A 24,076-nucleotide genomic window follows, 5' to 3' on the forward strand; every position below is an offset into this window, starting at 1 on the left:
AAGGAGTTTGAGCAGGCTTTCCGCTTAAGCTCCCGGCCTACGAAAGCTCCGTCGTCATGACCATCACTGTGCAGGACTGGATGGTTGAGGATGCCCAGCGACTGGCGGAGTGTCGTCACGACCACCCCTTCTCCATTCTCGGCCCTCAATCGCAAGACAACGGTGGCTGGGTCATCCGTGTCTGGATGCCCGAAGCCGACAACGTGACTCTTCTGACCGGTTCAGAGGAGATCGCTATGGCAACTCCACACCATCCCTGGATCTTCGAAACCGAGGTCAATCGCAACCCAGGGAGTACTTACAGGGTGCGCGTGAACCGTGGAGGAATCACCCATGAACAGCATGATCCGTGGGCCTTCCGTCAGGAATGGATGGGCGAAATGGATCGCCATCTGTTCGCGGAGGGGAATCACCATCACATCTGGCGGCGCATGGGTGCCCATCGCTGCGATCAAGACGGCGTCCAGGGTGTGATGTTCTGCCTGTGGGCTCCCAACGCCCGCAGCGTCAGCGTGATCGGCGATCTCAATAGCTGGGATGGTCGACAGCACCCCATGCAACAGCGCCTGGGAGGGATCTGGGAGCTGTTCCTCCCCGGAATAGCTGAAGGAGAGCTCTACAAATACGAAATCCGAACCCAGGACGGCCACTGCTACCAAAAGGCCGATCCCTACGGCTTCCAGCACGAAGTGCGTCCAGACACAAGCTCCCTGGTGAGCCATCTCGATGGTTTCAACTGGACGGACAGCAGCTGGATGCAGACGCGCGACAGCAGCAATGTGCTGGACCAGCCGATCTCTGTGTATGAGATGCACCTTGGCAGCTGGATTCACGCCTCCGCGGAAGAGCCTTTCATTGAGGCCGATGGCAGTGCCAGGCCACCGGTTCCCGCAGCAGATCTCAAACCAGGTGCTCGCCTGCTCACCTATCCGGAACTGGCTGATCGCCTGATTCCCTACGTCAAGGAGAGGGGCTTCACGCACATCGAACTGATGCCGATCACCGAGCATCCATTTGATGGCTCCTGGGGTTACCAGGTCACTGGCTGGTATGCCCCGACCAGCCGCTACGGAACCCCTGATGAATTCCGGGGTTTTGTCGATCGATGCCACGCCGAGGGCATCGGCGTGATCATCGACTGGGTGCCAGGTCACTTCCCCCGTGACAGTCACGGTTTGGCCTTTTTTGATGGCTGCCACTTGTATGAGCACGCCGATCCACGCATCGGCGAGCACAAGGAATGGGGCACGCTGATCTTCAACTACAGCCGCAATGAAGTTCGCAACTTTCTTGTGGCCAACCTGGTGTTCTGGTTCGACCAGTTCCACATCGACGGCATCCGGGTGGATGCGGTGGCCTCCATGCTCTACCGCGACTACCTGCGGCCGGACGGCGAATGGCTACCCAATGAGAACGGCGGCCGTGAGAACACTGAAGCGGTGCGTTTCCTTCAGCAGGCCAATCACGTGCTCTTCCAGCATTTCCCAGGAGCACTGTCGATTGCGGAGGAATCCACCACCTGGCCGATGGTGACCCAGCCCACCGACATCGGGGGCCTTGGCTTCAACCTGAAATGGAACATGGGTTGGATGCACGACATGCTCGATTACTTCGAGCTGGATCCCTGGTTCCGACAGTTTCATCAGAACAACATCACTTTCTCGATTTGGTACACCTACACCGAGAATTTCATGCTTGCCCTAAGCCACGATGAAGTGGTGCATGGCAAGAGTCATCTCCTGCACAAGATGCCTGGAGACGACTGGCAGAAATATGCGAACACGCGCGCTCTTCTGGCCTACATGTGGACTCACCCAGGCAAGAAAACCATCTTCATGGGCATGGAATTCGGTCAGCGAGCCGAATGGAATGTGTGGGGCGATCTGCAATGGGATCTGCTGAACCACGAACCGCATCAAGGGCTTCAACTCCTGGTGGGCGATCTCAATGCTCTTTACAAGGCCGAACCTGCTTTATGGAGGGATGACTTCGATCAGTTCGGCTTCCAATGGATCGATTGCAACGACAATCGCCATTCAGTGATCAGCTTCATGCGCAGGGAAAGCAGCAGCGGAACCTGGCTGGTGGTGGTTGCCAATTTCACTCCTCAGAGTCATTCCCACTACAGAGTGGGCGTGCCACTGGCGGGCTTCTACGAGGAGATTTTCAACACAGATGCAGCCAAATACGGCGGCAGCAACCTGGGCAACATGGGAGGCAAACCCACCGATGAGTGGGGCATTCATGGATACGAGAACTCTCTCGATCTGTGCCTGCCACCGCTAAGCCTGATGGTGTTCAGACACGATCCGAAACGCAGCTTGAGCGCTCTTGAGCAAACCGAGAGCGTCTGAAACCAGGCGAACGATGTGACGAACAGCTCAGCATGCCTGGAATCCAGCGCTTCTGCACAGTTTCTTCAGGTAGGTTTCCGACTGATTTGATTTCGGCTTGATGAGCAACTCTCTGCCTCTGTTACTGCGTGCAGCCCGTGGTGAAGCGGTGGAGCGTCCTCCGGTCTGGATGATGCGTCAGGCCGGCCGTTACATGAAGATCTACCGCGACCTGAGGGACAAGTACCCCAGCTTTCGCGAGCGCTCTGAAAATCCAGACCTCTCCTACGAGATCTCGATGCAACCCTTCAGGGCCTTCAAGCCAGACGGGGTGATCTTGTTCTCCGACATCCTCACGCCTCTTCCTGGCATGGGAATCGACTTCGACATCATCGAGAGCAAAGGGCCTCAGATCGGTGATCCGATCCGCAATCTCGACCAGGTCAATGCTCTGCGACCCTTGATTCCCAGCGAATCCATGCCCTTTGTGGGCGAAGTGCTGGGTCGTTTACGTGAGAGCGTCGGCAATGAGGCGGCTGTGCTGGGTTTCGTTGGTGCTCCCTGGACGCTGGCTGCCTACGTGGTGGAAGGCAAAAGCAGCAAAAACTATGCGGTGATCAAGGCCATGGCCTTCCGTGAGCCCGAATTGCTGCACAAACTGCTCGACCATTTCGCCGAGTCCATTGCCAACTACCTGCGCTATCAGATCGATTCCGGGGCACAAGTGGTGCAGATGTTCGACTCTTGGGCAGGGCAACTCAGCCCAGCCGACTACGACGTCTTCGCGGCTCCTTACCAGAAAAAGGTGGTCGACCTGGTCAAGCAGACCCATCCCGATACCCCGTTCATCCTCTATATCTCCGGCAGCGCCGGCGTGATCGAACGGATGGCCCAGACCGGTGTGGACATCATCTCCCTCGACTGGACCGTGGACATGGCAGAGGCCTGTGCACGCCTGCCTGAACACATCGGTGTACAAGGCAATGTTGATCCCGGCCTGCTGTTCGGAACCCCGCAGGCCATCGAAGCCCGAATCGATGACTGCGTTCGTAAGGCCAGAGGTCGCCGCCACATCCTGAACCTTGGCCATGGAATTCTTCCCGGCACACCCGAGGAGAATGGAGCTGCCTTCTTCACAGCAGGCAAGAGCGTGATGGACCGCGTTGGGGCTCTCGCTTGAGTCAGACCACAACTCCGTCGCGCATCCTGATCACGGGTGCCAGCGGCTGCGTCGGGCAATACACCACTTCATGGCTGCTGGAGAACAGCGACGCAGAGCTGCTGCTCTGGCTGCGTGATCCCAGCAAACTCACTGCGGTTTCCGCGGATCATCCGCGGATCCAACTGCTGGTGGGCGACCTTCGCGAAGCTGATCGATTCGCATCTGAGCTGGCCCGTGTGCACCGCGTGATCCACACAGCCACTGCCTGGGGGGATCCCGAACGGGCTCAGCAGGTGAATGTTGTGGCCGTGAAGCGAATGCTGTCACTGCTCAATCCATCCTTGATCGAGCAAATCACCTATTTCTCAACAGCCAGCATCCTGGATCGGCATCTGCAGCCCCTCACCGAAGCACTGGCCTACGGCACTGAATACATCCAGACCAAAGCCCAGTGCCTGAAAGATTTAGAGGAGCATCCTCTCGCCGAGAAAATTGTCGCCGTCTTCCCCACCCTGGTGTTCGGAGGCCGAGTCGACGGCAGCAGTCCTTTCCCCACCAGCTACCTCACCGAAGGCCTCGCAGAAGCCAGCAAATGGCTCTGGCTGGCTCGATTCCTTCGGGCCGATGCCAGCTTCCACTTCATCCACGCAGCAGACATCGCTGCGATTTGCGGCTATCTCGCCACCCATCCCCATCAACGCAACCCGGAGCCCGGCCAGGGAGCTGTGCGCAGAATTGTGATGGGACAGAAGGCCATCAGCGTGAATGAAGCAGTGGCCAGCCTCTGCCGCTGGCGTGGGATTCGACGAACTCCTGGTATCCCGCTCTGGCCCTGGTTGATCGAAACACTGATCAAGGTGCTGCCGATCGAGGTCAATGCCTGGGATCGCTTTTCCATTCGTCAGCGCCATTTCATTCACGAACCCGTGACCCAGCCAGAGCGCTTCGGCGTCAAAAGCCATGCCGCAGATCTTGAATCGGTCTTGCTGGATTCAGGTTTACCGAAACGGGGATCACCCTGAGATACGCCTATAATGAGGCAACTTCAACAGTCGTCATGCTGAAGAGCCTTAAATCGATTTTCTACACCGCCCTCGCTTTTGTGCTGGCCTGCACCGTGGGTGTTGCTTCCGCAAGTGCCGCCACCGTTGAGGTGAAGCTTGGCGCAGATTCAGGAATGCTGGCGTTCGAGCCCAGCTCGGTCACGATCAAAGCCGGTGACACCGTCAAGTTCGTCAACAACAAGATGGCCCCTCACAACGCCGTCTTTGAAGGTCACGACGAATACAGCCACCCAGACCTGGCCTTCTCCCCAGGCGAATCCTGGGAAGAAACCTTCAGTGAAGCCGGTACTTACGACTTCTATTGCGAGCCCCACCGCGGTGCTGGCATGGTTGGCCAAGTGATCGTCGAGTGATTTGTTCAGACAACACCTGATTTTTCAGGTTTCAACATATTCAGACCCCAGATTGTCAACGTTCAACCTGGGGTCTTTTCTTGTTGTTGATGATGGATAGGTTTGGCATAGAGATGAACGCCAAGGGATGCCAAACCCTGCTTCTGCACTGGCACTGATCCTCAGCCTCTGCCTCACTCTCGGAGCGGCTCTGCCGGTAAGAGCCATGACTGACGCTGACCTGTCTCATGGAGCCCAGCTGTTCTCGACCAACTGTGCTGCCTGCCATATGGGTGGCGGCAATGTGATCAGAGCCACTCGCACCCTGAGCCAGGCTGACTTGCAGGCCTACCTCGATTCCTACAGCCAGCATCCGATTGAAGCCATCGAGCATCAGATCGAAAACGGCAAAAATGCCATGCCTTCCTACGAAGGCAAGCTGAGTCTCACGGAAATCGATGATGTCGCTGCATTCGTCGAAAAACAGGCCGAAAAAGGATGGTCACGATGAGCAGAGAAGCATTGAGTGCCTTTGTGCATGCGCTGGAACACAGTGAATCGCTCAGACGACAACTGCATGGCTGCTCAGATGATGCTGAGATTGTGGCTTTGGCAAGAAGTCTTGACTTCGCTTTGAATCGTGCCGACCTGGTCGCAGACGATCAGATGTCAAAGATGGAGAGCTGGTTCAGCCGCAGTGCTCTGGGAATCAGAACGCACGGCAGCACAGACTGACCCTTTATGGCCTAGGCCATGCCAGTCGTCACCCTGCTGAGCGACTTCGTTGATGGAACATCGATGGCGCTCAGCGAAGACACCGAGGCGCCAAGTCTCAATCACTACATGATCCGCAACCCAGGTCAACTCTGGGCAGGCATGCAACAACGACGGCTAGCGAGAAGCCTCACTCGCCGCCGAAGGGGACCTGGAACGCTGTATTACGCGCCGACAGAGACTGCCCAGGCTTACGTCAATGCCTACCTACAGAGCGAGACGGGGTCGAGCGAAGAACAAGAGCAGCAGCACGCCATGCAGACCAGTGGCGTCGAAATCGCACCCCATGTGGGAGAAGCGATGGAGCGCAAAGCACTGTTCAGCCGCCAGCAACGCAACCTCACCCGCCAGGCGCAAGCCAAAGGCTTTGGCCGAACACAAGCCGCGTCAGGAAAGTAGCAACCGACACACTTTTAACTTCCTTTAAGGATTTCAGGTGGGTGCTTTCCGGTGTCCTGCTGATCACCGAAAGTGCATTCGCTCGAGAATGCTCATGAACGACACCGTTCACAACCGTCGCGGGACCAGCCTGAAGTGGGAAACCAACGGAGAACTGGCTGGAGCCGATCTGCGCAACATCCTGCATCGACTTCAGGAAGCCGACCCCAACGCTCAGGGGTTGAATCAATGCGACCTGATTGATCGACCACAACAGAAGTAACTGAACTTGCCGGGACGCCGACCGTCAACAACTGAGATCAGAGCAGCTCGGCCATACGATCCACACTGGATCCGATGCATTCGACCACATATCCCTCCAACCCCTGATCATCACGGCCTGGCCTGAGCCTGAAGAGATAGGCATTCACCCAGGCCGTTTCGGCGTTATTGACCTCGTGACCGCGATCGACAAAACCAGGTTTCTGATCAAACAGGTGTAACAGAATCGACAGCACATCCTGCCGGGACAGACATTCAGGATCGATCAAGGGCAGCTGATCCCTGATCTCAAGAAACGAGATCGCAGCCGAATAATCGAAATCCTCAGGCACCACAACCGACATCAGCACCGCCTCGATGCTGGGATGGTAGATGCGACAGACACAACGACTCTCCGTCAGCCATGAGCATTGAAGCCAACGACCGCCACCACTGGATCGAAGAGATCGCGTTTCTTGAAGCCCGCCTGAATGGCAGTCAGGGAGACATCGACAAGGAGGATCGTGCCGCCTGTGAGGAAGCCCTCAAAGCAGCAAAAGTCAATCTTGCGGCCTGTCGCTGAGACGGCCTTACGACCGAAGGGTGTGGCACGGAGAGACAAAACTCTGCCGCTTCGCGAAGAGCTGCTTGCGAGGTCTTGAAGCACTCTGCAGACGAATCGTTTCAGACAAGAGCTTGGCCTGCAGCGACTTCTGACGGTTCTCTTGATCACGCCAGTACTGCTGAAGCGTGCGCGGCCAGTACTCAGACACACGATCCAGCTTGGGGGTCTTTTCGCCGGAGATATTGATCACGGACATGCAGCTCACCATCAATGAGGTCATCTCCAACCCCTAGCCAGAGACGAACGGAGTGGCAGCAATAACGTCACTGATACTTGGACGTTATCTGCCAGCTGACCTTGTCGCATCCATGTCGCTTTTCAGCTCACAGCAGGGAAGTTGCTGGTGATACTGGGCGGGTTCACGCATCGCCCAGTACTCATCGACCACACCAAGAAGGTGAGCACCGATCCGAGTCAGCCATGACCGTATCTTCATCCCTTCATCCTGCCGAACAGAGGACGATTCAGCCACGGATGCCAGCCTGCCGGTCAGGGTTACTGAGTCTGCGATCGGACTCTGACTGTTCAATCCATTGCCTCCACTCCGAAGCTGTGGTTGGCGACACAGACTCAACCAGAGCGTTGTCGGTCCAGTAGTCGGGTGAATCGAGAATCCCCAGATGCAGGGGACAGGACGGGGCAGCCTTCACAACCCACTCCTTCAGATTTGCTTAACCATGGCTCAGGTCTCGATTGCGATGCAACTGCGCGAAACACAGAAAATTCTGACGACCAGCCTGGCGCGAAGACCAAAGAAAACCTGGAGTAGGAGCCACTGAATAGGTCCTCTTCACACCCTTTCAGGAGGAGCTGCAGAAACGTGATGGCCTCAACGATGCAACGAGCCCTGGCCATGGGGGTTGGTATCGGAATCGCCAGCGCCAGCATCGGCACAGCCTCCGCCTGCACAAGTTTCACCTTGAGAGGCAATGACGGTGGAATGGTGTATGGCCGAACCATGGAATTCGCCCAACCACTGAACAGCGAGGCCGTGCTGATCCAACGCGGCACCCTGATCCAAGGAGCCGGGCCATCAGGCCAGGAGGGGAGTGGTCTGAGTTGGACAAGCCGGTACGCGGTGATAGGCCTGAACGCCGTAGGAGTCAACGACGCGCTCGTCGATGGCATGAATGAGAAGGGAATGGCAGGAGGATTGCTGTATTTCGAGGGCTACGCACAGTTTCAAAACGTTCCAGCCAATCAAAGCGATCGCTCGATTGCCAGCTGGCAATTACTCGCTTATGTCCTGAGCAATTTTGAATCCATTGCCGAAGTCAAACAGTCGCTCCCGAGTGTTCTGGTGAATGGATCAGTCCTGCAGGCCTTTGGAAGAAGCGTTCCAATTCACATGATCCTGCACGATCCCGAAGGCAACAGCCTCTCTGTGGAATACATCAAAGGGGAGCTGAACATGCTCGATAACCCGACCAATGTTTACACCAACTCCCCACCGCTTCCCTATCAACTGATTGCAGCAGGTAACTACGGCAACCTCAACGCCATGCCTCCGGAAGAGATCACCGTGAATGGGCTGGCATTACCTCCTGTCAGCGCAGGTGCAGGATTGCTGGGCTTACCAGGCGATTTCCTCTCCACATCAAGGTTTATCAAGGCATTGACCTTCAGCAGAAATGCACCCACCAATCTGAGTTCAGCCGAGCAGGTGGGGACAGCATTCCATCTGCTCAACCAATTCGATTTACCTCCGGGAAGCCAGGGCATTCCTGCTGGAGGCGGATTTGGAGGAGGTGGCTCGAAAGCCACCTATGAAATTACGGAGTGGTCAGTCGTCTCCGACCAGAAAAACGGCACCTATTCCATCAAAACGTTTGAGAATCCCGATATCAGACAGATGCGCTTTGCAGATATGCCTCTATCGGGTGGAGCCATCAAAGTAATGGCACTTGATCAACCGCAAAAGATCACCATTCTGAGGCCTTAAAAGAGGCTGACGAGTTCTTTTTCAAGATTCAAGCCAAGAACACAGTGGCCCTGAAATTCCAGGGACCAATCAAGTTGCATCTCTACAAAATCAACTTCAAATACTGAAAAAAGAAAATCCAACTCAAATGCTGCTTATTCAGGCTGACGGGCCGCAGTGAGCACAGCCAGATAGAGATCTTCGTCAACCTCACGGATGTCGTACTCGGAGGGCATGGCGCCGTGATGATGTTCATGAACCACGGTCCAGCACATCCTCTCCAGGTCAGAGGGCGACGGTCCATAGAGCTCTCGAACTCTGGCCACCAGCGTCGTGACCAGAGTCGGGTTAACAGGGGTTCCATCCACCTTGATCGCTGCATGATTCGGTGGACCCTACCGATCCGGATCGGTTGACCGCATGCTGGCGTGCAGACCGAACCAACTGGATCGGTTCCCCCTGGCTCGAGCAGGGATAAGACCCATACGGTGACAGCAGTACCAACGGACTCATGCAACCCACGGCCGAACAATTCACTGAGAAGGCCTGGGCCGCGATCCTCTCGGCCCAGAACCTGGCCCAGAAGCGACGCCATCAGCAACTGGAGACCGAACATCTGATGCTGGCACTTCTCGAACAGGACGGACTAGCCAGTCGCATTCTCGAAAAAGCCGGTGTGACGCCATCCGCTCTGCAGAGCAACCTGGAAGCCCATCTCAGTCAGCAACCGGCGCTGCAGTCTCCGCCGGAATCCGTTTACCTGGGTAAAGGTCTTAACGCCCTGCTGGATCGTTCCGAATCTCTCAAGCAGGGGTACGGAGACAGCTATATCTCCATCGAACACCTGCTGCTCGCATTAGCAGAGGATTCCCGCTGCGGACAACGCCTGCTCAGCCAGGTGGGTGCCGACGCCAAAGCCCTGAAAACCGCCATTGATGCCGTGCGCGGCAGCCAGACCGTGACCGACCAAAACCCAGAAGCAACCTACGAATCACTAGAGAAATACGGACGTGATCTCACGGCGGCAGCCCGCGACGGCAAGCTTGATCCTGTGATCGGCCGCGACGAGGAGATCCGCCGCACCATTCAGATCCTCAGCCGCAGAACCAAGAACAACCCTGTGCTGATCGGCGAGCCGGGGGTTGGCAAGACCGCCATTGTCGAAGGCCTCGCTCAGCGCATCGTCAACGGCGATGTTCCTCAGGCGCTGCAGAACCGACAGCTCATCGCCCTCGACATGGGGGCCCTGATCGCCGGGGCCAAATATCGCGGCGAATTCGAGGAACGGCTCAAAGCGGTTCTCAAGGAAGTCACCGACTCCGAAGGACAGATCGTTCTGTTCATCGATGAGATCCACACGGTGGTTGGGGCCGGCGCCGCAGGTGGCGCCATGGATGCAAGCAACTTGCTCAAACCGATGCTGGCTCGAGGTGAACTGCGCTGCATCGGCGCCACAACACTCGACGAACATCGTCAGCACATCGAAAAGGATCCAGCTCTGGAACGTCGCTTCCAGCAGGTGCTCGTAGACCAACCCTCGGTGGAGGACACGATCTCGATCCTGCGCGGACTGAAAGAACGCTACGAAGTGCACCACGGTGTTCGCATTGCCGACAGCGCACTGGTGGCTGCCGCCGTGCTCAGCAGCCGCTACATCGCCGACCGTTTTCTGCCGGATAAGGCCATCGATCTGGTGGATGAATCCGCCGCACGACTGAAGATGGAGATCACCTCCAAACCGGAGGAGATCGATGAAATCGATCGCAAGATCCTGCAACTTGAGATGGAGAAACTCTCGCTCGGCCGAGAATCCGATGCCGCCAGCCAGGAGCGGCTGGAGAAGCTCGAGCGAGAACTCGCGGAACTCTCGGAACAGCAGAGCACTCTCAATGCTCAATGGCAGCAGGAGAAGGGAGCGATTGATGAGCTCTCCAACCTCAAGGAAGAGATCGAGCGTGTGCAGCTGCAGGTGGACCAGGCCAAGCGCAATTATGACCTCAACAAGGCAGCTGAGCTTGAGTACGGAACACTGGCCACACTGCAGAAGCAGCTGGCAGAGAAAGAGGCCGCACTGAGCGAAGACGACGACAACGGTCAGGAGAAGTCGCTGCTGCGTGAGGAGGTCACCGAAGACGACATCGCCGAGGTGATCGCCAAATGGACCGGTATTCCTGTGGCCAAGCTTGTGCAATCGGAGATGGCCAAGCTGCTCGGTCTCGAGAACCAGCTGCACGAGCGAGTGGTGGGTCAGCAGCAGGCCGTCACCGCGGTCGCCGATGCGATTCAACGTTCACGTGCCGGGCTCAGTGATCCCCACAGACCGATCGCCAGTTTCCTGTTCCTCGGTCCCACCGGTGTTGGCAAAACCGAGCTGTCCAAGGCCCTGGCAGCACAGCTGTTTGACAGTGAAGACGCGATGGTTCGCATCGACATGAGTGAATACATGGAGAAGCACACGGTCAGTCGTCTGATCGGTGCTCCTCCTGGATACGTCGGCTATGAGGCGGGAGGACAGCTCACTGAAGCCGTGCGCCGTCGCCCTTACGCCGTGATCCTGTTCGACGAAGTGGAAAAAGCGCACCCCGATGTGTTCAACGTGATGCTGCAGATCCTGGATGACGGTCGCGTCACCGATGGTCAGGGCAGAACAGTGGATTTCACCAATGCCGTGCTGATCCTCACCAGCAACATCGGCAGCCAGTCGATCCTGGATCTCGGCGGCGATGACGGGCAGCACGACGAAATGGAACGGCGGGTGAATGACGCCCTTCGCGGTCATTTCCGTCCTGAATTCCTCAATCGGCTCGATGATCAGATCATCTTCCACAGCCTGCGCAGAGACGAACTACGCCAGATCGTGAGTCTGCAGGTGAACCGCCTGCGTCAACGTCTCATGGAGCGCAAGCTCGGTCTGAGCATCAGCGACAACGCCACCGATTGGCTTGCCAATGCTGGATATGACCCGGTGTACGGCGCCCGTCCGCTCAAGCGTGCCATCCAGCGTGAACTGGAAACACCAATTGCCAAAGCCATTCTGGCCGGACGTTACGGCGACGGAGATGACGTCACTGTGGATGTGCAGCCGACCAGCGGCAACGAAGAGCAACTGAAACTGGTGCTGAGCTGATCACTGACCCGATTGGTTCGCAGTGCCGAACCAATCGGGCAGAGCCTCATAACAAGCGCCATTTGCCTGGTTCTCACGCGCCTCCACTTTCCAGCAGCAGCTGCGGCCGGAATCACGTTCTTGCAACAGGGTGTTGGCCCAACCCCACACCAACCGCGCAGTGGCTTCCATCCCAACGTTGTCCATCACCCGCAGATCCAGAGCACCTTGCTCATGCAGGGTCTGCCATTGCTGCATCAACGGATCATCAGCATTCACCAAAAAGGTGTGATCGAACTGGTGACTGAGCTGCTTCTCCAGGGGCCTGAGACTGGAGAAATCCACGACAAACCCACATGGGTCGAGGTGGGTCGCGGCGAACCACACGGTGAAACTACGGCTGTAGCCGTGGACAAATCGACAATGTCCTGGATGCTGCCACTGTCGATGGCAACAGGGGTACCCCTCGAAATGCTTGCTGCAGGTGTGACCAGCGGAGGGCAGAGGCATCGGGCGGAGAAGAGGGACGGCACTGCGGCAGGATTCTTCCTGTCTACATCTGCAGCACACGCAGACCGATGCAGCCCCTCACCTCAGCCTTCATTGATCAGCTCCGTTTCAATGACGCGGGCCTGATCCCCGCGATCGCCCAGGACTGGCTGGATGGTGCCGTGCTGATGGTGGCCTGGATGAACAGGCACTCCATCGACCTCACCCTGAGCAGCGGTGAGGTCCATTACTGGAGCCGCTCTCGCCAAGAGCTTTGGCACAAAGGCGCCACCAGCGGCCACACCCAGAAAGTGAGAAGCATCCGTTACGACTGTGATGCGGATGTGATTTTGGTCTCGATCGAACAGACCGGTGATGTGGCCTGCCACACCGGCGCTCGCAGCTGCTTCTACGAAGACAGCGACCAGCGTGCCCCGGGCGGAGCTGACGCGCTTCCGCCTCCGGCGGATGCCTGCACGGAGTTGATGCGCGTGATCGAAGGCCGCCGAGATCACCCGGAGGAAGGCAGCTACACCAACAAACTGCTGAAGGAAGGTGACAACAGCATCCTCAAAAAAATCGGGGAGGAGAGTGCGGAATTTGTAATGGCTTGCAAGGACGACAACGCCGACGAGATCGCTGGAGAAGCGGCCGACATCCTCTTCCATCTGCAAGTGGCCCTAGCCCATCACGGTGTGAGCTGGCGCCAAGTGCAGGAAGTCTTGGCGGCCAGGCGTGGAGCCCCGCGCAGACATTGATCAAGATGGACGGGGATCAAGGTGTGCAGGGAGACTCAGAACTGATCACCACTTCATCTCCAAGCTGCACCGTTTTGAGCAGGTCAGTCATCACCTTCTGATCCACGTTGATGCAGCCACCGGTGATCGACTGCCCCACCCGGCTGGGATCGTTAGTGCCATGAATCGCGAAGCTATACCAACGGAATTTGCCGTCGTAAGTGTTGAAACGGAACGGCTGAGGCGTGGCAGGCACAGGCGCCAGGCTGATGTATCCATCGCCGTACTCCCCCGTTTCACCATCACCCTTGAAATCGATTGAACTCATGTTGTGAAAGAGGTTCTCGCGCAGATAGGTCTCAGTCTTTCCGGACTCCTTCACCAAAGCGGGATCCATCAGGAAGCGATCCTTACTGAGGATGGCGTTCACGCGAAAGGTGCCCAGCGGAGTCCAGCCCTCTTCAAACGTTGTTCCAGCGCAGGCGATACCGTTGCGGCCGTAGCCAACCTTGAAGCGACGCTCTTCCCGTCCCTGATTGAGCTCTCCCGTGCTGGCGGAGGGATCGGCAGCATCCAACTGAATGCGAATGCTGTCTTTGGAGGTCCGTCCGTCTCTGGAAAGAGGGCCTGAGGAACCACATCCGGCAACCGAAACGAGCACAAAGCTCATGAGCAGTGAACGCATCAGGCTGCGTGAGCACAGCAAGGTCGCAATCCTCAAGTCCAGCAATCGATGACTGCAGGCAGCATGCCGAGTTTTGAGCGGCCTGTCAGAAGCTTGAAGCGTGCGTCAAAAGCATCATCATTGCTCTGCGGCATCGGCAGGATTGAAGGGCTCACCGAAACGGCTGGGCTGGTCACGCAACCAGTTCAGCGTGCTGCGATCCCCGGCGGATGGAGCGAGCACAGGCGAGGCTCCTTGCACCGGAGCAAGGGCATCAGCCGGATCAACGCTGTGCCCCCAGAGACCAAAGGCATGGCCCAACTCATGCAACGCGGTGGCCTGCAGGGACTGCGCCCTCAGCTCCGGCGAGACCAGCACGGTCACGCCTGGTTCCAGTCGCCAGATGTCTGCGCGACGCACTTCCAGCAGTTGCAGCACAGCACGACCATTACTGGCTCTCCAGCCCCCCGCCAACTTGCGCCGCGGCGGCCGACGGCGTTCCACCCGAATGTGAGCACGGTTGCGATCACTCACCCGCGTGATCGGCAACAGAGGCATCCATTGACCCAAAGCAGCATCAATGGCATTCAGCCAGCGTCGCTCCCATCGATCCGCCAGCTCACCAGCAGCAGGCTCGACCCAGACACACCAGCGAGGCAGAGATGGAATCCCGAAAGCCGTGGTCGCCAAACGTGCCCCATATCCAGGTGCTGTTTCGGCAGCCGCAGCAATGAAGGGCTGACCATCCAGCTTGCGAACTTGCTGAACCGGTGGACAGGGGTCATCAAGCATCGAACTCGTTACTCAAGCAGCGGGAAGACCAACACCCCTGGCCATCAGTGTGGCGAGCATCGGAACCAGGGCAAATCCCACCAGCTCCACATTGATGATCCAGCCAAGACGGGTTGCTAGCGCCTCGCCCACCTTGGGCAACTCGCCCTTGCGGAGCGGAAGTGCCCAGAGGATGTAGGTGACAGTGGGATAGAGCGACAGCCCACCCACACTCAGATAAAGGCCGACTTTCCACCAAAACAGTGGGTTTTCGGTGTAAAACTCGCTGCCCTGACCGAAATAGAGCACCCGCAGAATTCCAGTCACCAGCAGAGCCAGTGCTGCAATTCCGTAAATGATGTCGGTGATCACCATGGCCGTGGCAGTCCTGCGATCCGGATCAGGACGAATCAGCCGGCGCTCCACCACCAATGCTGCGAAGCAGAGCATGAAGCTCAGGTAGTGGACGTAAGCCACTCCAGCACTCTTGGCAATCTCCGGAGTCAGCGCAGAGGCCAGCAACATGAGCTCGAATCATTTGTTGCTGGCGACAGTAGCGGCTGAGAGGAAGCCTGCGTCGCTTTCACGGGGAAGGTCTGCACAACCAATTCAAGGCAAATATGAAGCGAAACGAATCACACTATGAACAAAACTTGAATTCGGTACAAATTCAGAATTACGTCTGAAATGTGAATTCCGCAGTCTTCATTACACGCACCAAATAAAAAGGCTTTCGCCCTAGGTTCAATAAACCTGGCAACCATGTGATGGTGAGTTCACTGAGTGCATTTCTAGGCGAAATCGGCAGACATCAACTATTGACTCCTGAACAGGAGTTAACGATGGGGCGCAAAGTTCAAGCGATGGTCGCTCTGAACGAGCGCTGTCAGCTTGCCGGCGGAAGTGGACCCGCATGTGTTTACAACGATGAAGAGAAGCGGACGATTAAGCGGGGAGAAAGAGCCAAAAATCAGATGATCACGTCCAACCTCAGGTTGGTCGTGAATCTTGCGAAGCGATACCAGGGCAAGGGACTTGACCTACTGGATCTGATTCAGGAAGGCACCCTTGGACTCACACGCGCCGTCGAAAAATACGACCCAACGCGTGGTCACCGTTTTTCCACCTATGCCTACTGGTGGATTCGTCAGGGCTTGAACCGCGCTCTTTCAACGCAGAGCCGCACCATTCGTATTCCCGTGAATGTGAATGAAAAACTCACCAAACTTCGTGCTGCCAAGGCTCGACTGATGCAGAGCAATGGCTTGCCTCCAACATCAGAACAACTGGCGGAGTCGATGCAAATCTCCCTCAGCGAAGTGGAAGATCTGCTGGGTTGTGAATTACGCAGTGTGACGGTCAGCCTTCAGGGGGTCGTGAAGTCAAAATCTGATCCTTCAGAGCTGGTTGACGTTCTCCCTAGCGATGAAATTCCACCGATGGAACGGGCGGAAATCGCTGAAAGGACTGCTTCGGCCTGGAAGCTGTTGGACAAATCCAATCTCACGCCCAAAGAACGGACGGTCGTGATGCTGAGATTCGGCCTCGATGGCAGCCATGAATGGCGCACATTGGCTGAGGTAGCCCGGCACATGAACTGCAGCCGTGAGTACTGCTGCCAAGTGGTGCAACGCGCCCTGCGCAAACTGCGCAAAACCGGCATCCAACACGGCCTTGTCGAGATGAGCATCTGAACGGGAACCCACCCCCCGGAGATTCGGCTCACCTCATGGCATATTCGCCTGGAGGGGTGAGATTCTTAAGGCTGACCGCGTAACCGCCATCGCCATGACATCGAGCTCCCCTTCAGGCACCACGGAGTTCAACGCCGGGTTCAACGGTGAGGTAGTGGATGCCGAAGTGCTCGACAGTGAAGTCATCGATGAGTCTGCCTTTCGGCAACTGCTGAAGCGGGCTGGACGATCGATTGCTCGCCCAGCCCTTGAAGCGCTGGAGATGATGCTTGATCCGGCAACGCCTCCTCAAGCCAGGTTCACCCTGCTGGCAGCGCTCACTTACCTTCTCGTCCCCACAGACCTCATCCCGGATCTGTTGCCGGTGGCTGGTTTCAGTGATGACCTGGTGGCCATCACCGCAGTCATGGGTCTGTGCCGGAATCACATCACTCCCGAGATCAGGCAACGGGCGCAACGCAAACTGGATCAATGGTTCCCGATCCACCGCCCATGAGCCGCTGGTCACGTGACTTAGAGGACGACCTTGCAGCACTGCTGAAGGACTGGCTCAAGCAGCAAGGGCGTACCCAGTCGGACCTCCGCCGCAGCCTCAGAGCGACATCCACCCGGATGCCAGCCCTGATGGAAGTACTGCAAAGAGAGCATGTCCTTGGGGGCATGCCTCGATTAGCAGCCCGGCTCTGCTCGATCGAAGCTGAGTGGGCCGCTGATCCAGGAGCACCTGCGCATGAGGGTTCAGGCTCCAGCCCCGCTCAGACCAATGCCGATCCCTTCGGTCAGTTGGATCTGCTGCTGAGAGAAATTAGAGACGACTGCACCGGCTGAACACGATCGCAGGCAACATGGGAATATCGATTTGATTCTCCATGGCATCCGTCCCGCAACGACTGCTCGGCGTCAGCCTCCTCACCGCTGTCAGCGTGACGCTTCCTCAAGCCGCGATGGCTCAATCAGAGGTCTGGTTGCTGGGCCCCAACAGCCGCACCGGTGAACAGAGCACCGTGGTTCCCACGGACTGCGTCGAAGCAGCGGATGGATCGATCACCTGCAACACCAAGATCGAGAATCCCCCTGGCGACACACCCGCCAAGCCTTACTTCAACCCGTTCAGCAGCAACTGAGCACCGTGATTCAATCCCGCCGCAAACGTCGAAGTTTCCTGCAATGGGTTGATGCGGGTGAAAAGCAGGTCGCCATCCTGCTCACCGCAATCACTGCTGTTGTGATCGCGGCTTCGATCGTGCAGCTCACAATCCGGGTTGCGTTGTCGCTGATCACCAATGAACAGGATTCCTACTGGCTCGGTGATGGTCTGATTCGCATCCTTGGCGATCTGCTGACCGTACTCATCGCCCTTGAAGTGCTGCAGAACATCACCAGTTACCTGCGTCGCCATGTCGTGCAGATCGAACTGGTGCTAGTCACCGCACTCACAGCCGTCGCCAGAAAAGTCATTGTGCTGCCCAAAGGTGCGGAAGATAAGCCTCAGCTATTGATCGGCCTTGGTGTCTCCACTATCGCGTTGGCGGGGGCTTACTGGCTCGTCAAACGATCGAATGAACCCGATACTCGCCCGGACTCTCATTCCAGTAGAGAGCGAGCCATACCGTTCCAGGATCAGCATCCGTCCTCTCAACCCGATGACGCCGACCGGCTGGAAGCATCAGCTGATCCCCAACGCTGAGTTCAATCCATTCCTCTGGATCTTCAAGACGCAGGCGAGCGCTCCCTTTCAACAGGGTGAGCCACTCATTCTCTGTCTGTTGATACCAGAAACCATCAGGACTGCGCGATCCATTGGAGCTGATTCTCATCAGCCTCCAATCCCGGCCTGAACACAACTCCTCCTCGGATTCCTGCCCTGAAGCTGAAGGTGCCTCCGCCAGCAGATTCGATCGACGTGGCGACTCAACACTCGGCTCTCCCCAGCGTCGGCCGATGCTGTATCCCCAAGACCGGGCGAGTTGCACAACCGCATTGTGATCAGAGCATGAGGCCAACTGACGACGTCGTTCCGGATCAGCATCAAGACTGCTGACTAATGCGTTGAGCTGTTGAACCTTCAACAGAAAACGCTGGAGATCCTCTTCCGCCATCAGATCAGGAACAACTGTTGTGATCCTGACAACCCGCAGATTCAGATCAAGCCATTGGCTTGCACCAAGGCAGACTGAAATCACCGGCTGATGGACGATGAGAACTCTGCTGGCAGGGGCCCTGATGCTGATCGCACTGCTTTGGCAGAGTTCAAGCGCCTGGGGCCTAAGTGGATCAGGAGCGCAACTCTTTGATCTGCATTGCGCTGGATGTCATCCCAACGGTGGCAACATCATTCGTCGAGGACGAACACTAAAGCTCAAGGCTCTCGAAAAACGAGAGCTCAACAATGCTCAAGCGATCGCGCAGATTGCCCGTGAAGGGATTGGCCAAATGAGCGGTTATGCCGATGTTCTAGGAGAAGGGAATGACGTCGTGGTTGCCGACTGGATCTGGCAGCAGGCTCAGAATGCCTGGATCCAGGGATAAACATCCAGATGAGTCCAGATTCCCTCTCGCCAATAGACATCTGCTTCCAGCAGAGCTCGCACAGTTGATTCACTGTCGGACTCAAAGACTGCGAAAACGTGTGTACTGCCAACAGTCGGTCCGAGAGTGATCAATGTCCCACTTTCCTTGAGGGCTTTAAGCCGCTCGAGATGCTCATCGCGAAACGGAGCTCTTTTTTCCAATGCGTTGTCGCAATAAGTCCCCCAGAGAACGAAGCGGGCCATAGTTTCACCTCCGGTTAAAAAAATCTGCGCCGAATGGTTGACGCATACTGCACATTAAGCGCTATGTTCAGAAGGTAGATTGTTTTTATGATGATGCTCACTGGTGCTGAACTCCTTGCAAAGGTCAAGGATTTAGGTGACGTCTCCAAGACAGACCTGGCTACTGCCTGTGGGTATGTCTCAAAAAAGAAGGATGGTTCTGATCGCGTTAACTTCACAGCTTTCTATGAAGCTCTTCTCAATGCCAAGGGCATTGAACTTGGCGGTGGTTCCGCTGGTATTGGCAAGGGTGGTCGCAAGCTTTCCTACGTTGCAACTGTCCAAGGAAACGGCAACTTGTTGATCGGCAAGGCTTACACCGCCATGCTTGATCTCAAGCCTGGTGATGAGTTCGAGATCAAGCTGGGGCGCAAACAGATCCGCCTCGTTCCCGTTGGTGGCACAGACGAAGACGAAGAGTGATTTTCAGCCGGCTGCTGCACGCAGTTCACGGCAAAATTCACCTGCTTCCGCCGCTGCGCAACCTTGTTGTGCAGCGGCGATTCTTTTGACTAAGGCACTGCCAACAATGGCTCCATCGGCGCCCCATGCCCTCACCTGACGGACCTGATCAGGACCGGAGATTCCAAATCCCACAGCAACAGGACCGGCTTCACATCGCTTCAGAGAAGTAACTAATTGGCCGACACGTTCTTGAAGACTTGATCGTTCTCCGGTGACACCCGTCACAGAAACCAAATAGGTGAACCCACGGCTGGAAGCAGCAATGCGCTCCATCCGCTGTTCAGGTGTCGTGGGAGCCACAAGCAAAACAAGATCAAGGCCATGTTGTGCTGCAAGTGGAGACAAACGTTCCGCTTCCTCAAGGGGGAGATCAGGCACAACCAACCCAGAAACACCAGCGGCGGCAGCTTCAGAAAAAAAGCGTTCCGCGCCTCGATTCAGCAGTGGGTTGCTGTAGGTGAACAGCACAACCGGCATGGTGAGTTGTTCACGTAATCCACTCAACATCTCCAGCACTTTTGCCGGAGTTGTGTTTTGTTCAAGAGCTCGGTGAGCTGCAGCCTGGATCACTGGTCCATCCGCCAGAGGATCGCTGTAAGGAATGCCAAGCTCCACCACATCAGCTCCATGGCTCTGAAGACTGATCAATACTTCAGCTGTACTCTTCAAATCAGGATCACCAGCCATCACAAAAGGCATCAGTGCCAGACGCTGCTCACTGGCGGTCTTCACAAAGACCTCTGCAATGCGTGAGGACAGCTCTGCCACGGATTCTGAAACTGTGATGCAGGCGAGCCTAAAGGTCGACTGAAACTACTCAGAGGCCTGAGTGGTCTCCTCTTCAGCAATGGAGGCCATCAGTGCCTGCTGCTGCTCGGGAGTCATGGCATCAAACCGCTCCTGCAGCTGTTGAGCGGTGAGCTGGTCGTAACCGCTGCGATAGCGACGGCGTTGCTGCATATAGGTCATCCGCCCCGTCACCACTCTGAACAGATAGGAGCTGGTCCAAATCACCACAACCACAACCAGAAGCGCCTCAGCGGCAATACCCGCAGAAAACCCCTCTAATCCAAGAGCTTCAAACAGCCAGTAGCCCAAACCACCAGCCAGCAGAAGGCCAAGGCCAAGTTTCAGGACACCGGCACGCGTCAAGGATCAGACCTCACCCTGACCGCTGAAGCGGAGATTAAGGAATGGAGCAAACACAATCAATCCAGGAAAAAACAGGAACACCAGGGAATAGATCCCCAAACGCTCGTATTTACCCATCACGGTCCAGCGACGTGTCATCCAGGCATAAAGCAGGAGAGGGACGACGACCAGGTAGGCACCACCTAGAGCCACATAGGCTCCGATCACGAGCAAGGTATCCAAGGAAACCGCGTTGAGGAGAGTCTCCATGGTTTGCAGAATGGGCCTTCTGGGGGGAATCTAGAATGCCATCACGGTGCCGGTGGCTCGTGGGGGCGTGGCGGAATCGGTAGACGCACGCGACTTAAAATCGTTTGGGATGAAAATCCTGTGGGGGTTCAAGTCCCCCCGCCCCCACCACCGGCAGTGAAAGAAGTCCTTTCGTCATGGGCATTCCAGATCACCCTCATTCACTTCGCAAACATGAGGGTGTTTCGTTCATATCAACTGTGGCGATCTCCAACGCACAGCTGGGCGAAGAATCTGCAGGACTCATGCGTTGAGCTGATCCAAACTCAACAACCGAATTCAATGCTCCAGGGGAGGGTTTCTCCTCCATGAAATAAGACAGGCCATTCAGTCTCTGGCAGTGACTCTTCACCTGTTGGCGGTGAAGGAGGTTCACGCAGCTTGAGAGGAACCTGTTGATCACGTCGAACCAGGGTGACAGTGTCTTCGTTTAAGGGGAGTCTGTAAAAGTTGGGCCCATGTTCACTGGCAAAGCCTTCGAGTCGACCCAAAGCATTCTCCTGCTCGAAAATCACGGCATAACTCTCCAATGCATGAAGGGCATTGAAGATGCCTGCACAACCACAGGATGACTCCTTGCCGGAGCGGGGATGGGGAGCGGAATCCGTGCCAAGGAAGAAGCAGGGCAGACCACTCGTTGCAGCCTTCACCAACGCCCTTCGATGGCATTCCCTCTTCACGACCGGAAGACAATAAAAGTCACTGCGTAGCCCACCCATGAACATGGCGTTGCGGTTGAGATGCAGATGATGCGGAGTGATTGTGGCGGCGATGCGGTCATCACCACTCTGATAAGCATCTCGGATATAGATCGCCGATTCCTCGGTAGTGATGTGCTCAAGCACGATCCGCAACCGAGGATGGCGCTGGCGCAACGGTTTCAGATGCCGTTCGATGAACAGGGCTTCACGGTCGAAGACATCAACATCAGGGTCCGTGACCTCACCGTGAATCAGCAGGGGCATGTCGATGGCCTCCATGCAGGTCAACACCGATGAGATCCTGGACAGATCACTGACACCGGCTGCTGAATTGGTGGTTGCATTCGCGGGATAAAGCTTGGCCGCTCGGAACACATCCTGAGCGAATCCCCTCGCCAGCTCATCGGGATCGAGATCGTCTGTGAGATAAGCCGTCATCAGCGGCTCGAAGCTGATCCCCTCAGGCAGAAACTCAAGAATCCTGCTGCGATAGGCCTCCGCTGCATCCACCGATGTCACCGGTGGGCGCAGGTTGGGCATCACGATGGCCCGGGCAAAGGTTCTGGCTGTGGCAGGCAGCACAGCCCGCAGCATGGCTCCATCCCTGAGGTGCACATGCCAGTCATCCGGACGGCGAAGCACCAGGGACGTTGGAACCTCCGCCAAGTCAGACCTCCTGAAGGACAGGGAGCTCCCCCACCGCACGACGCAAAATCTCTTTCCGATCTTCGCTCACATGATTCTCAGGCAGAAGCTCAAGCAGCTTCAGCTTCTCGAGGCGATTGCGTGTGGAGCCGTTCATCACAACCAGATAAACAGACCGGCCCACTTCAACAGCTTCCTTAATGGCGTTTTCAAGGGCCAATGATGCAGTCACTCCGAGATGGGAGACCTCCGTCAGGTCGAACAGAACGGCTTCGCAGTCTTCAATAGCGTTGTGTTCTCGGCTGATGGTCTTGGCCACACCGAAGATCATTGGACCTGTGAGCTGGAACAGCAACAGCCGTCCTCCCGCCTGATCCAGCAGTGCTTGCTGATCCTCAGGAAGTTCAACGTCATCGTCGGTCGTACTGATGGTTTTGACACCCCGTGCCTGCAGGGCCGTCATCCGTTCAATGGTGAGGACATTGGCCACGAACACACCGATGAACACGGCCCAGATCAGGTCAACCAGCACGGTGAGTGCAATCACCCCATAGGTGATGCATGCCGCCTTGATCGAAAGGTGGTGAGCACGCTGAAGGAAGCTCCAATCGATGATGTCGAAACCCACCTTCAAAGCGATTCCTGCCAGCACCGCCAGAGGAATTTGCGCTGCCAGCGGCGCTGCCAGCAGGATCACCAGCATCAGGATCAGGGCCCGGACGATCCCGGACAGAGCCGAGCGGCCCCCCGCCTGAATATTGACCACGGTGCCCATGGTGGCTCCAGCTCCTGGCAGTCCACCGAACAGACCCGACATCACATTGCCGAGGCCCTGGCCAATCAGTTCCTTATTGGAATCGTGCTCCGTACGGGTGAGGCTGTCTGCCACCACCGAGGTGAGCAGGGCATCGATGCATCCCAGCATGCCGAGCACGGCACCATTCACCACCATCAACCGGATCTGATCACCTGAAAAGGTCGGTGGATTGAAACTGGGAAATTCGGCTGTGAATTCAGGAATCCTGCGCAGTTCAACGTCACCGAAGAGCGTGAGCGACAACAGAGTCCCCACCACAAGAGCCAGCAGCTGAGGAGGGCAGAAGCGCTTCAACTGCTCGGGTGTGAACCAAAGGATCAACAAGGTGATCACGGCCAGTCCCAGCTCAAGAGGCTGAACACCCGACAACAACGCGGGGAGAGAACTCAGAGTCCCGATCACACCGCCGGGAGGGCTGCTCTGTCCCAGAAAGGGAGCGAGCTGCAAAATGACCAGAATCACACCAATCCCGGACATGAAGCCCGAGATCACCGTGTAGGGCATCATCGTGATGTAGCGGCCCAGACGGAAGAATCCAAACAGGATCTGGAACACGCCAGCCAGCACCACCACAGTGAAGGCCATGGCCAGTGCAGTGCCCTTGTCGGGAATCTGGCTTGTGAAACTGAGAATGACGGCGGTGAACACCACCGTCATGGGACCCGTCGGCTCGGAAATCAGTGTGGGAGTGCCACCGAAGAGCGATGCCACCAGGCCAATGATCACAGCGCCCCAAAGTCCGGCAGCGGCTCCCGCGCCGGAGGCCACGCCGAAGGCGAGGGCCATCGGCAACGCCACGACGGCTGCCGTCACACCACCGAAAACATCCCCGCGAACGTTGCGTGTACTGATGTGATTCAGAAGCATGCCAGACCGTTTCGAAT

At 56.7% G+C, this 24,076-nt stretch carries 33 protein-coding genes, 1 tRNA gene and 1 pseudogene; 20 read left to right on the top strand and 15 right to left on the bottom strand.

Annotated features, from left to right (window positions below):
• Positions 1 to 56: 56 nt before the first annotated feature.
• From glgB to SynMITS9220_RS08860, 8 genes are all read left to right on the top strand, one after another.
• Positions 57 to 2,354 (top strand): 1,4-alpha-glucan branching protein GlgB, encoded by a 2,298-nt coding sequence (gene glgB, locus SynMITS9220_RS08825; protein WP_186988696.1) that lies wholly within the window; start codon positions 57 to 59, stop codon positions 2,352 to 2,354.
• Between the two features lie 100 nt (positions 2,355 to 2,454).
• Positions 2,455 to 3,513, top strand: coding sequence for a uroporphyrinogen decarboxylase (hemE, locus tag SynMITS9220_RS08830; RefSeq protein WP_067092980.1), 1,059 nt, complete (start codon positions 2,455 to 2,457; stop codon positions 3,511 to 3,513).
• On the top strand, positions 3,510 to 4,517 hold the full coding sequence (locus tag SynMITS9220_RS08835; RefSeq protein ID WP_186988698.1) for an NAD(P)-dependent oxidoreductase: 1,008 nt from the start codon (positions 3,510 to 3,512) through the stop codon (positions 4,515 to 4,517). Before hemE ends, SynMITS9220_RS08835 begins: the two co-directional genes overlap by 4 nt.
• Before the next feature lie 35 nt (positions 4,518 to 4,552).
• Positions 4,553 to 4,912: a plastocyanin gene (gene petE, locus SynMITS9220_RS08840; RefSeq protein ID WP_114992261.1), complete on the top strand. Its 360-nt coding sequence runs from the start codon at positions 4,553 to 4,555 to the stop codon at positions 4,910 to 4,912.
• A gap of 127 nt (positions 4,913 to 5,039) precedes the next feature.
• Positions 5,040 to 5,402 (top strand): c-type cytochrome, encoded by a 363-nt coding sequence (locus SynMITS9220_RS08845; RefSeq protein ID WP_186988701.1) that lies wholly within the window; start codon positions 5,040 to 5,042, stop codon positions 5,400 to 5,402.
• A complete protein-coding gene (locus tag SynMITS9220_RS08850) occupies positions 5,399 to 5,626 on the top strand; it encodes a Nif11-like leader peptide family natural product precursor (RefSeq protein ID WP_186988703.1) in 228 nt (75 codons plus the stop codon). Before SynMITS9220_RS08845 ends, SynMITS9220_RS08850 begins: the two co-directional genes overlap by 4 nt.
• An 18-nt stretch (positions 5,627 to 5,644) precedes the next feature.
• Positions 5,645 to 6,064, top strand: a complete 420-nt coding sequence (locus SynMITS9220_RS08855) for a hypothetical protein (RefSeq protein WP_186988705.1) — start codon at positions 5,645 to 5,647, stop codon at positions 6,062 to 6,064.
• Between the two features lie 94 nt (positions 6,065 to 6,158).
• The gene (locus SynMITS9220_RS08860; RefSeq protein ID WP_186988707.1) at positions 6,159 to 6,326 is read left to right on the top strand and encodes a hypothetical protein; all 168 of its coding nucleotides are present in this window, start codon (positions 6,159 to 6,161) and stop codon (positions 6,324 to 6,326) included.
• A 37-nt stretch (positions 6,327 to 6,363) separates the two neighbouring features.
• Here the strand turns inward: SynMITS9220_RS08860 and SynMITS9220_RS08865 are convergent, their stop codons facing one another.
• Positions 6,364 to 6,669, bottom strand: a complete 306-nt coding sequence (locus tag SynMITS9220_RS08865; protein WP_255483287.1) for a hypothetical protein — start codon at positions 6,667 to 6,669, stop codon at positions 6,364 to 6,366.
• A 59-nt stretch (positions 6,670 to 6,728) separates the two neighbouring features.
• Here SynMITS9220_RS08865 and SynMITS9220_RS08870 point away from each other — a divergent pair, with 59 nt between their 5' ends.
• Positions 6,729 to 6,887 carry a hypothetical protein gene (locus SynMITS9220_RS08870; protein ID WP_170951736.1) on the top strand — a complete coding sequence of 53 codons (159 nt, stop codon included), beginning with the start codon at positions 6,729 to 6,731 and terminating at the stop codon, positions 6,885 to 6,887.
• A 7-nt stretch (positions 6,888 to 6,894) separates the two neighbouring features.
• Here the strand turns inward: SynMITS9220_RS08870 and SynMITS9220_RS08875 are convergent, their stop codons facing one another.
• Positions 6,895 to 7,149 (bottom strand): hypothetical protein, encoded by a 255-nt coding sequence (locus SynMITS9220_RS08875; RefSeq protein ID WP_186988709.1) that lies wholly within the window; start codon positions 7,147 to 7,149, stop codon positions 6,895 to 6,897.
• A 244-nt stretch (positions 7,150 to 7,393) separates the two neighbouring features.
• The gene (locus tag SynMITS9220_RS08880) at positions 7,394 to 7,579 is read right to left on the bottom strand and encodes a hypothetical protein (RefSeq protein ID WP_186988711.1); all 186 of its coding nucleotides are present in this window, start codon (positions 7,577 to 7,579) and stop codon (positions 7,394 to 7,396) included.
• A gap of 173 nt (positions 7,580 to 7,752) precedes the next feature.
• Here SynMITS9220_RS08880 and SynMITS9220_RS08885 point away from each other — a divergent pair, with 173 nt between their 5' ends.
• Complete coding sequence (locus tag SynMITS9220_RS08885; protein ID WP_186988713.1) at positions 7,753 to 8,871, top strand: choloylglycine hydrolase family protein; 1,119 nt, start codon at positions 7,753 to 7,755, stop codon at positions 8,869 to 8,871.
• Positions 8,872 to 9,005: 134 nt separating this feature from the next.
• On the opposite strand, the gene SynMITS9220_RS08890 is transcribed toward SynMITS9220_RS08885, so the two are convergent.
• Positions 9,006 to 9,218: a hypothetical protein gene (locus SynMITS9220_RS08890; protein ID WP_186988715.1), complete on the bottom strand. Its 213-nt coding sequence runs from the start codon at positions 9,216 to 9,218 to the stop codon at positions 9,006 to 9,008.
• 143 nt (positions 9,219 to 9,361) lie between these two features.
• On the opposite strand from SynMITS9220_RS08890, the gene clpB reads away from it, so the two are divergent.
• A complete protein-coding gene (clpB, locus tag SynMITS9220_RS08895; protein WP_186988717.1) occupies positions 9,362 to 11,977 on the top strand; it encodes an ATP-dependent chaperone ClpB in 2,616 nt (871 codons plus the stop codon).
• On the opposite strand, the gene SynMITS9220_RS08900 is transcribed toward clpB, so the two are convergent.
• Positions 11,978 to 12,466 carry a 6-carboxytetrahydropterin synthase gene (locus SynMITS9220_RS08900; RefSeq protein WP_186988719.1) on the bottom strand — a complete coding sequence of 163 codons (489 nt, stop codon included), beginning with the start codon at positions 12,464 to 12,466 and terminating at the stop codon, positions 11,978 to 11,980.
• Positions 12,467 to 12,534: 68 nt separating this feature from the next.
• Between SynMITS9220_RS08900 and hisIE the strand changes: the two genes are divergently transcribed.
• Entirely contained in the window at positions 12,535 to 13,203 is a 669-nt protein-coding gene (gene hisIE / locus SynMITS9220_RS08905) for a bifunctional phosphoribosyl-AMP cyclohydrolase/phosphoribosyl-ATP diphosphatase HisIE (protein WP_186988721.1), read from the top strand.
• Between the two features lie 16 nt (positions 13,204 to 13,219).
• Here the strand turns inward: hisIE and SynMITS9220_RS08910 are convergent, their stop codons facing one another.
• The 3 genes from SynMITS9220_RS08910 to SynMITS9220_RS08920 form a co-directional block, all read right to left on the bottom strand.
• Positions 13,220 to 13,867: a L,D-transpeptidase gene (locus SynMITS9220_RS08910; RefSeq protein ID WP_186988723.1), complete on the bottom strand. Its 648-nt coding sequence runs from the start codon at positions 13,865 to 13,867 to the stop codon at positions 13,220 to 13,222.
• 117 nt (positions 13,868 to 13,984) lie between these two features.
• A complete protein-coding gene (locus SynMITS9220_RS08915) occupies positions 13,985 to 14,638 on the bottom strand; it encodes a peptidase (protein ID WP_186988725.1) in 654 nt (217 codons plus the stop codon).
• Between the two features lie 12 nt (positions 14,639 to 14,650).
• Complete coding sequence (locus tag SynMITS9220_RS08920) at positions 14,651 to 15,142, bottom strand: DUF2214 family protein (protein ID WP_186988727.1); 492 nt, start codon at positions 15,140 to 15,142, stop codon at positions 14,651 to 14,653.
• Positions 15,143 to 15,384: 242 nt separating this feature from the next.
• Between SynMITS9220_RS08920 and SynMITS9220_RS08925 the strand changes: the two genes are divergently transcribed.
• From SynMITS9220_RS08925 to SynMITS9220_RS08945, 5 genes are all read left to right on the top strand, one after another.
• A complete protein-coding gene (locus SynMITS9220_RS08925) occupies positions 15,385 to 16,311 on the top strand; it encodes a sigma-70 family RNA polymerase sigma factor (RefSeq protein ID WP_186988729.1) in 927 nt (308 codons plus the stop codon).
• A gap of 94 nt (positions 16,312 to 16,405) precedes the next feature.
• Positions 16,406 to 16,807 (top strand): YkvA family protein, encoded by a 402-nt coding sequence (locus SynMITS9220_RS08930; protein WP_186988731.1) that lies wholly within the window; start codon positions 16,406 to 16,408, stop codon positions 16,805 to 16,807.
• On the top strand, positions 16,804 to 17,139 hold the full coding sequence (locus SynMITS9220_RS08935; RefSeq protein WP_186988733.1) for a hypothetical protein: 336 nt from the start codon (positions 16,804 to 16,806) through the stop codon (positions 17,137 to 17,139). The genes SynMITS9220_RS08930 and SynMITS9220_RS08935 overlap by 4 nt, the downstream gene beginning before the upstream one ends.
• A 41-nt stretch (positions 17,140 to 17,180) precedes the next feature.
• Positions 17,181 to 17,435 carry a hypothetical protein gene (locus SynMITS9220_RS08940; RefSeq protein WP_082824968.1) on the top strand — a complete coding sequence of 85 codons (255 nt, stop codon included), beginning with the start codon at positions 17,181 to 17,183 and terminating at the stop codon, positions 17,433 to 17,435.
• Positions 17,436 to 17,440: 5 nt separating this feature from the next.
• A complete protein-coding gene (locus SynMITS9220_RS08945) occupies positions 17,441 to 17,998 on the top strand; it encodes a phosphate-starvation-inducible PsiE family protein (RefSeq protein ID WP_255483011.1) in 558 nt (185 codons plus the stop codon).
• Here the strand turns inward: SynMITS9220_RS08945 and SynMITS9220_RS08950 are convergent.
• Positions 17,961 to 18,410: pseudogene (locus SynMITS9220_RS08950) on the bottom strand (Nif11 domain/cupin domain-containing protein); the annotation flags it as partial. The gene SynMITS9220_RS08945 and the pseudogene SynMITS9220_RS08950 sit on opposite strands and share 38 nt — an antisense overlap.
• Before the next feature lie 97 nt (positions 18,411 to 18,507).
• Between SynMITS9220_RS08950 and SynMITS9220_RS08955 the strand changes: the two are divergent.
• Positions 18,508 to 18,840, top strand: coding sequence for a c-type cytochrome (locus SynMITS9220_RS08955; RefSeq protein ID WP_186988735.1), 333 nt, complete (start codon positions 18,508 to 18,510; stop codon positions 18,838 to 18,840).
• Here SynMITS9220_RS08955 and SynMITS9220_RS08960 read toward each other — a convergent pair.
• Positions 18,816 to 19,085 carry a YciI family protein gene (locus SynMITS9220_RS08960; protein WP_115124988.1) on the bottom strand — a complete coding sequence of 90 codons (270 nt, stop codon included), beginning with the start codon at positions 19,083 to 19,085 and terminating at the stop codon, positions 18,816 to 18,818. The genes SynMITS9220_RS08955 and SynMITS9220_RS08960 overlap by 25 nt on opposite strands.
• A 93-nt stretch (positions 19,086 to 19,178) precedes the next feature.
• On the opposite strand from SynMITS9220_RS08960, the gene SynMITS9220_RS08965 reads away from it, so the two are divergent.
• Positions 19,179 to 19,547, top strand: a complete 369-nt coding sequence (locus SynMITS9220_RS08965) for an AbrB family transcriptional regulator (protein WP_114991946.1) — start codon at positions 19,179 to 19,181, stop codon at positions 19,545 to 19,547.
• Positions 19,548 to 19,550: 3 nt separating this feature from the next.
• On the opposite strand, the gene trpA is transcribed toward SynMITS9220_RS08965, so the two are convergent.
• The 3 genes from trpA to SynMITS9220_RS08980 are packed head-to-tail and all read right to left on the bottom strand — an operon-like array spanning position 19,551 to position 20,990.
• Positions 19,551 to 20,357, bottom strand: coding sequence for a tryptophan synthase subunit alpha (gene trpA / locus SynMITS9220_RS08970; RefSeq protein ID WP_186988737.1), 807 nt, complete (start codon positions 20,355 to 20,357; stop codon positions 19,551 to 19,553).
• A 45-nt stretch (positions 20,358 to 20,402) separates the two neighbouring features.
• Positions 20,403 to 20,741 (bottom strand): DUF3007 family protein, encoded by a 339-nt coding sequence (locus tag SynMITS9220_RS08975; RefSeq protein WP_067092961.1) that lies wholly within the window; start codon positions 20,739 to 20,741, stop codon positions 20,403 to 20,405.
• Positions 20,742 to 20,744: 3 nt separating this feature from the next.
• The gene (locus SynMITS9220_RS08980; protein ID WP_067092960.1) at positions 20,745 to 20,990 is read right to left on the bottom strand and encodes an NAD(P)H-quinone oxidoreductase subunit L; all 246 of its coding nucleotides are present in this window, start codon (positions 20,988 to 20,990) and stop codon (positions 20,745 to 20,747) included.
• Between the two features lie 61 nt (positions 20,991 to 21,051).
• Here SynMITS9220_RS08980 and SynMITS9220_RS08985 point away from each other — a divergent pair.
• Positions 21,052 to 21,140, top strand: a tRNA-Leu gene (locus SynMITS9220_RS08985).
• A 155-nt stretch (positions 21,141 to 21,295) separates the two neighbouring features.
• Here SynMITS9220_RS08985 and pyrC read toward each other — a convergent pair.
• Both pyrC and SynMITS9220_RS08995 read right to left on the bottom strand, forming a co-directional pair.
• Positions 21,296 to 22,396: a dihydroorotase gene (gene pyrC, locus SynMITS9220_RS08990; RefSeq protein WP_186988739.1), complete on the bottom strand. Its 1,101-nt coding sequence runs from the start codon at positions 22,394 to 22,396 to the stop codon at positions 21,296 to 21,298.
• A 1-nt stretch (position 22,397) separates the two neighbouring features.
• Positions 22,398 to 24,059: a SulP family inorganic anion transporter gene (locus tag SynMITS9220_RS08995; RefSeq protein ID WP_186988741.1), complete on the bottom strand. Its 1,662-nt coding sequence runs from the start codon at positions 24,057 to 24,059 to the stop codon at positions 22,398 to 22,400.
• Positions 24,060 to 24,076: the final 17 nt, after the last annotated feature.

Source organism: Synechococcus sp. MIT S9220, from assembly GCF_014304815.1.
Taxonomy (GTDB): Bacteria; Cyanobacteriota; Cyanobacteriia; order PCC-6307; family Cyanobiaceae; genus Synechococcus_C.

What these genes read in the sequence shown, in the direction of transcription:
- SynMITS9220_RS08850 (WP_186988703.1), top strand. Translation starts at nt 5,399, where the DNA reads ATGAGCAGAGAAGCATTGAGTGCCTTTGTGCATGCGCTGGAACACAGT.
- hisIE (WP_186988721.1), top strand. Translation starts at nt 12,535, where the DNA reads ATGCAGCCCCTCACCTCAGCCTTCATTGATCAGCTCCGTTTCAATGAC.
- SynMITS9220_RS08955 (WP_186988735.1), top strand. Translation starts at nt 18,508, where the DNA reads ATGAGAACTCTGCTGGCAGGGGCCCTGATGCTGATCGCACTGCTTTGG.
- SynMITS9220_RS08925 (WP_186988729.1), top strand. Translation starts at nt 15,385, where the DNA reads ATGGTGAGTTCACTGAGTGCATTTCTAGGCGAAATCGGCAGACATCAA.
- SynMITS9220_RS08865 (WP_255483287.1), bottom strand. Translation starts at nt 6,669, where the DNA reads ATGTCGGTTGTGGTGCCTGAGGATTTCGATTATTCGGCTGCGATCTCG.
- SynMITS9220_RS08960 (WP_115124988.1), bottom strand. Translation starts at nt 19,085, where the DNA reads ATGGCCCGCTTCGTTCTCTGGGGGACTTATTGCGACAACGCATTGGAA.
- SynMITS9220_RS08980 (WP_067092960.1), bottom strand. Translation starts at nt 20,990, where the DNA reads ATGGAGACTCTCCTCAACGCGGTTTCCTTGGATACCTTGCTCGTGATC.
- petE (WP_114992261.1), top strand. Translation starts at nt 4,553, where the DNA reads ATGCTGAAGAGCCTTAAATCGATTTTCTACACCGCCCTCGCTTTTGTG.
- SynMITS9220_RS08915 (WP_186988725.1), bottom strand. Translation starts at nt 14,638, where the DNA reads ATGCTTGATGACCCCTGTCCACCGGTTCAGCAAGTTCGCAAGCTGGAT.
- SynMITS9220_RS08845 (WP_186988701.1), top strand. Translation starts at nt 5,040, where the DNA reads ATGCCAAACCCTGCTTCTGCACTGGCACTGATCCTCAGCCTCTGCCTC.
- hemE (WP_067092980.1), top strand. Translation starts at nt 2,455, where the DNA reads ATGAGCAACTCTCTGCCTCTGTTACTGCGTGCAGCCCGTGGTGAAGCG.
- SynMITS9220_RS08855 (WP_186988705.1), top strand. Translation starts at nt 5,645, where the DNA reads ATGCCAGTCGTCACCCTGCTGAGCGACTTCGTTGATGGAACATCGATG.
- SynMITS9220_RS08860 (WP_186988707.1), top strand. Translation starts at nt 6,159, where the DNA reads ATGAACGACACCGTTCACAACCGTCGCGGGACCAGCCTGAAGTGGGAA.
- SynMITS9220_RS08900 (WP_186988719.1), bottom strand. Translation starts at nt 12,466, where the DNA reads ATGCCTCTGCCCTCCGCTGGTCACACCTGCAGCAAGCATTTCGAGGGG.
- SynMITS9220_RS08875 (WP_186988709.1), bottom strand. Translation starts at nt 7,149, where the DNA reads ATGACCTCATTGATGGTGAGCTGCATGTCCGTGATCAATATCTCCGGC.
- SynMITS9220_RS08870 (WP_170951736.1), top strand. Translation starts at nt 6,729, where the DNA reads ATGAGCATTGAAGCCAACGACCGCCACCACTGGATCGAAGAGATCGCG.
- SynMITS9220_RS08995 (WP_186988741.1), bottom strand. Translation starts at nt 24,059, where the DNA reads ATGCTTCTGAATCACATCAGTACACGCAACGTTCGCGGGGATGTTTTC.
- SynMITS9220_RS08965 (WP_114991946.1), top strand. Translation starts at nt 19,179, where the DNA reads ATGCTCACTGGTGCTGAACTCCTTGCAAAGGTCAAGGATTTAGGTGAC.
- clpB (WP_186988717.1), top strand. Translation starts at nt 9,362, where the DNA reads ATGCAACCCACGGCCGAACAATTCACTGAGAAGGCCTGGGCCGCGATC.
- SynMITS9220_RS08920 (WP_186988727.1), bottom strand. Translation starts at nt 15,142, where the DNA reads ATGTTGCTGGCCTCTGCGCTGACTCCGGAGATTGCCAAGAGTGCTGGA.
- glgB (WP_186988696.1), top strand. Translation starts at nt 57, where the DNA reads ATGACCATCACTGTGCAGGACTGGATGGTTGAGGATGCCCAGCGACTG.
- SynMITS9220_RS08935 (WP_186988733.1), top strand. Translation starts at nt 16,804, where the DNA reads ATGAGCCGCTGGTCACGTGACTTAGAGGACGACCTTGCAGCACTGCTG.
- SynMITS9220_RS08885 (WP_186988713.1), top strand. Translation starts at nt 7,753, where the DNA reads ATGGCCTCAACGATGCAACGAGCCCTGGCCATGGGGGTTGGTATCGGA.
- SynMITS9220_RS08910 (WP_186988723.1), bottom strand. Translation starts at nt 13,867, where the DNA reads ATGCGTTCACTGCTCATGAGCTTTGTGCTCGTTTCGGTTGCCGGATGT.
- SynMITS9220_RS08940 (WP_082824968.1), top strand. Translation starts at nt 17,181, where the DNA reads ATGGCATCCGTCCCGCAACGACTGCTCGGCGTCAGCCTCCTCACCGCT.
- SynMITS9220_RS08930 (WP_186988731.1), top strand. Translation starts at nt 16,406, where the DNA reads ATGACATCGAGCTCCCCTTCAGGCACCACGGAGTTCAACGCCGGGTTC.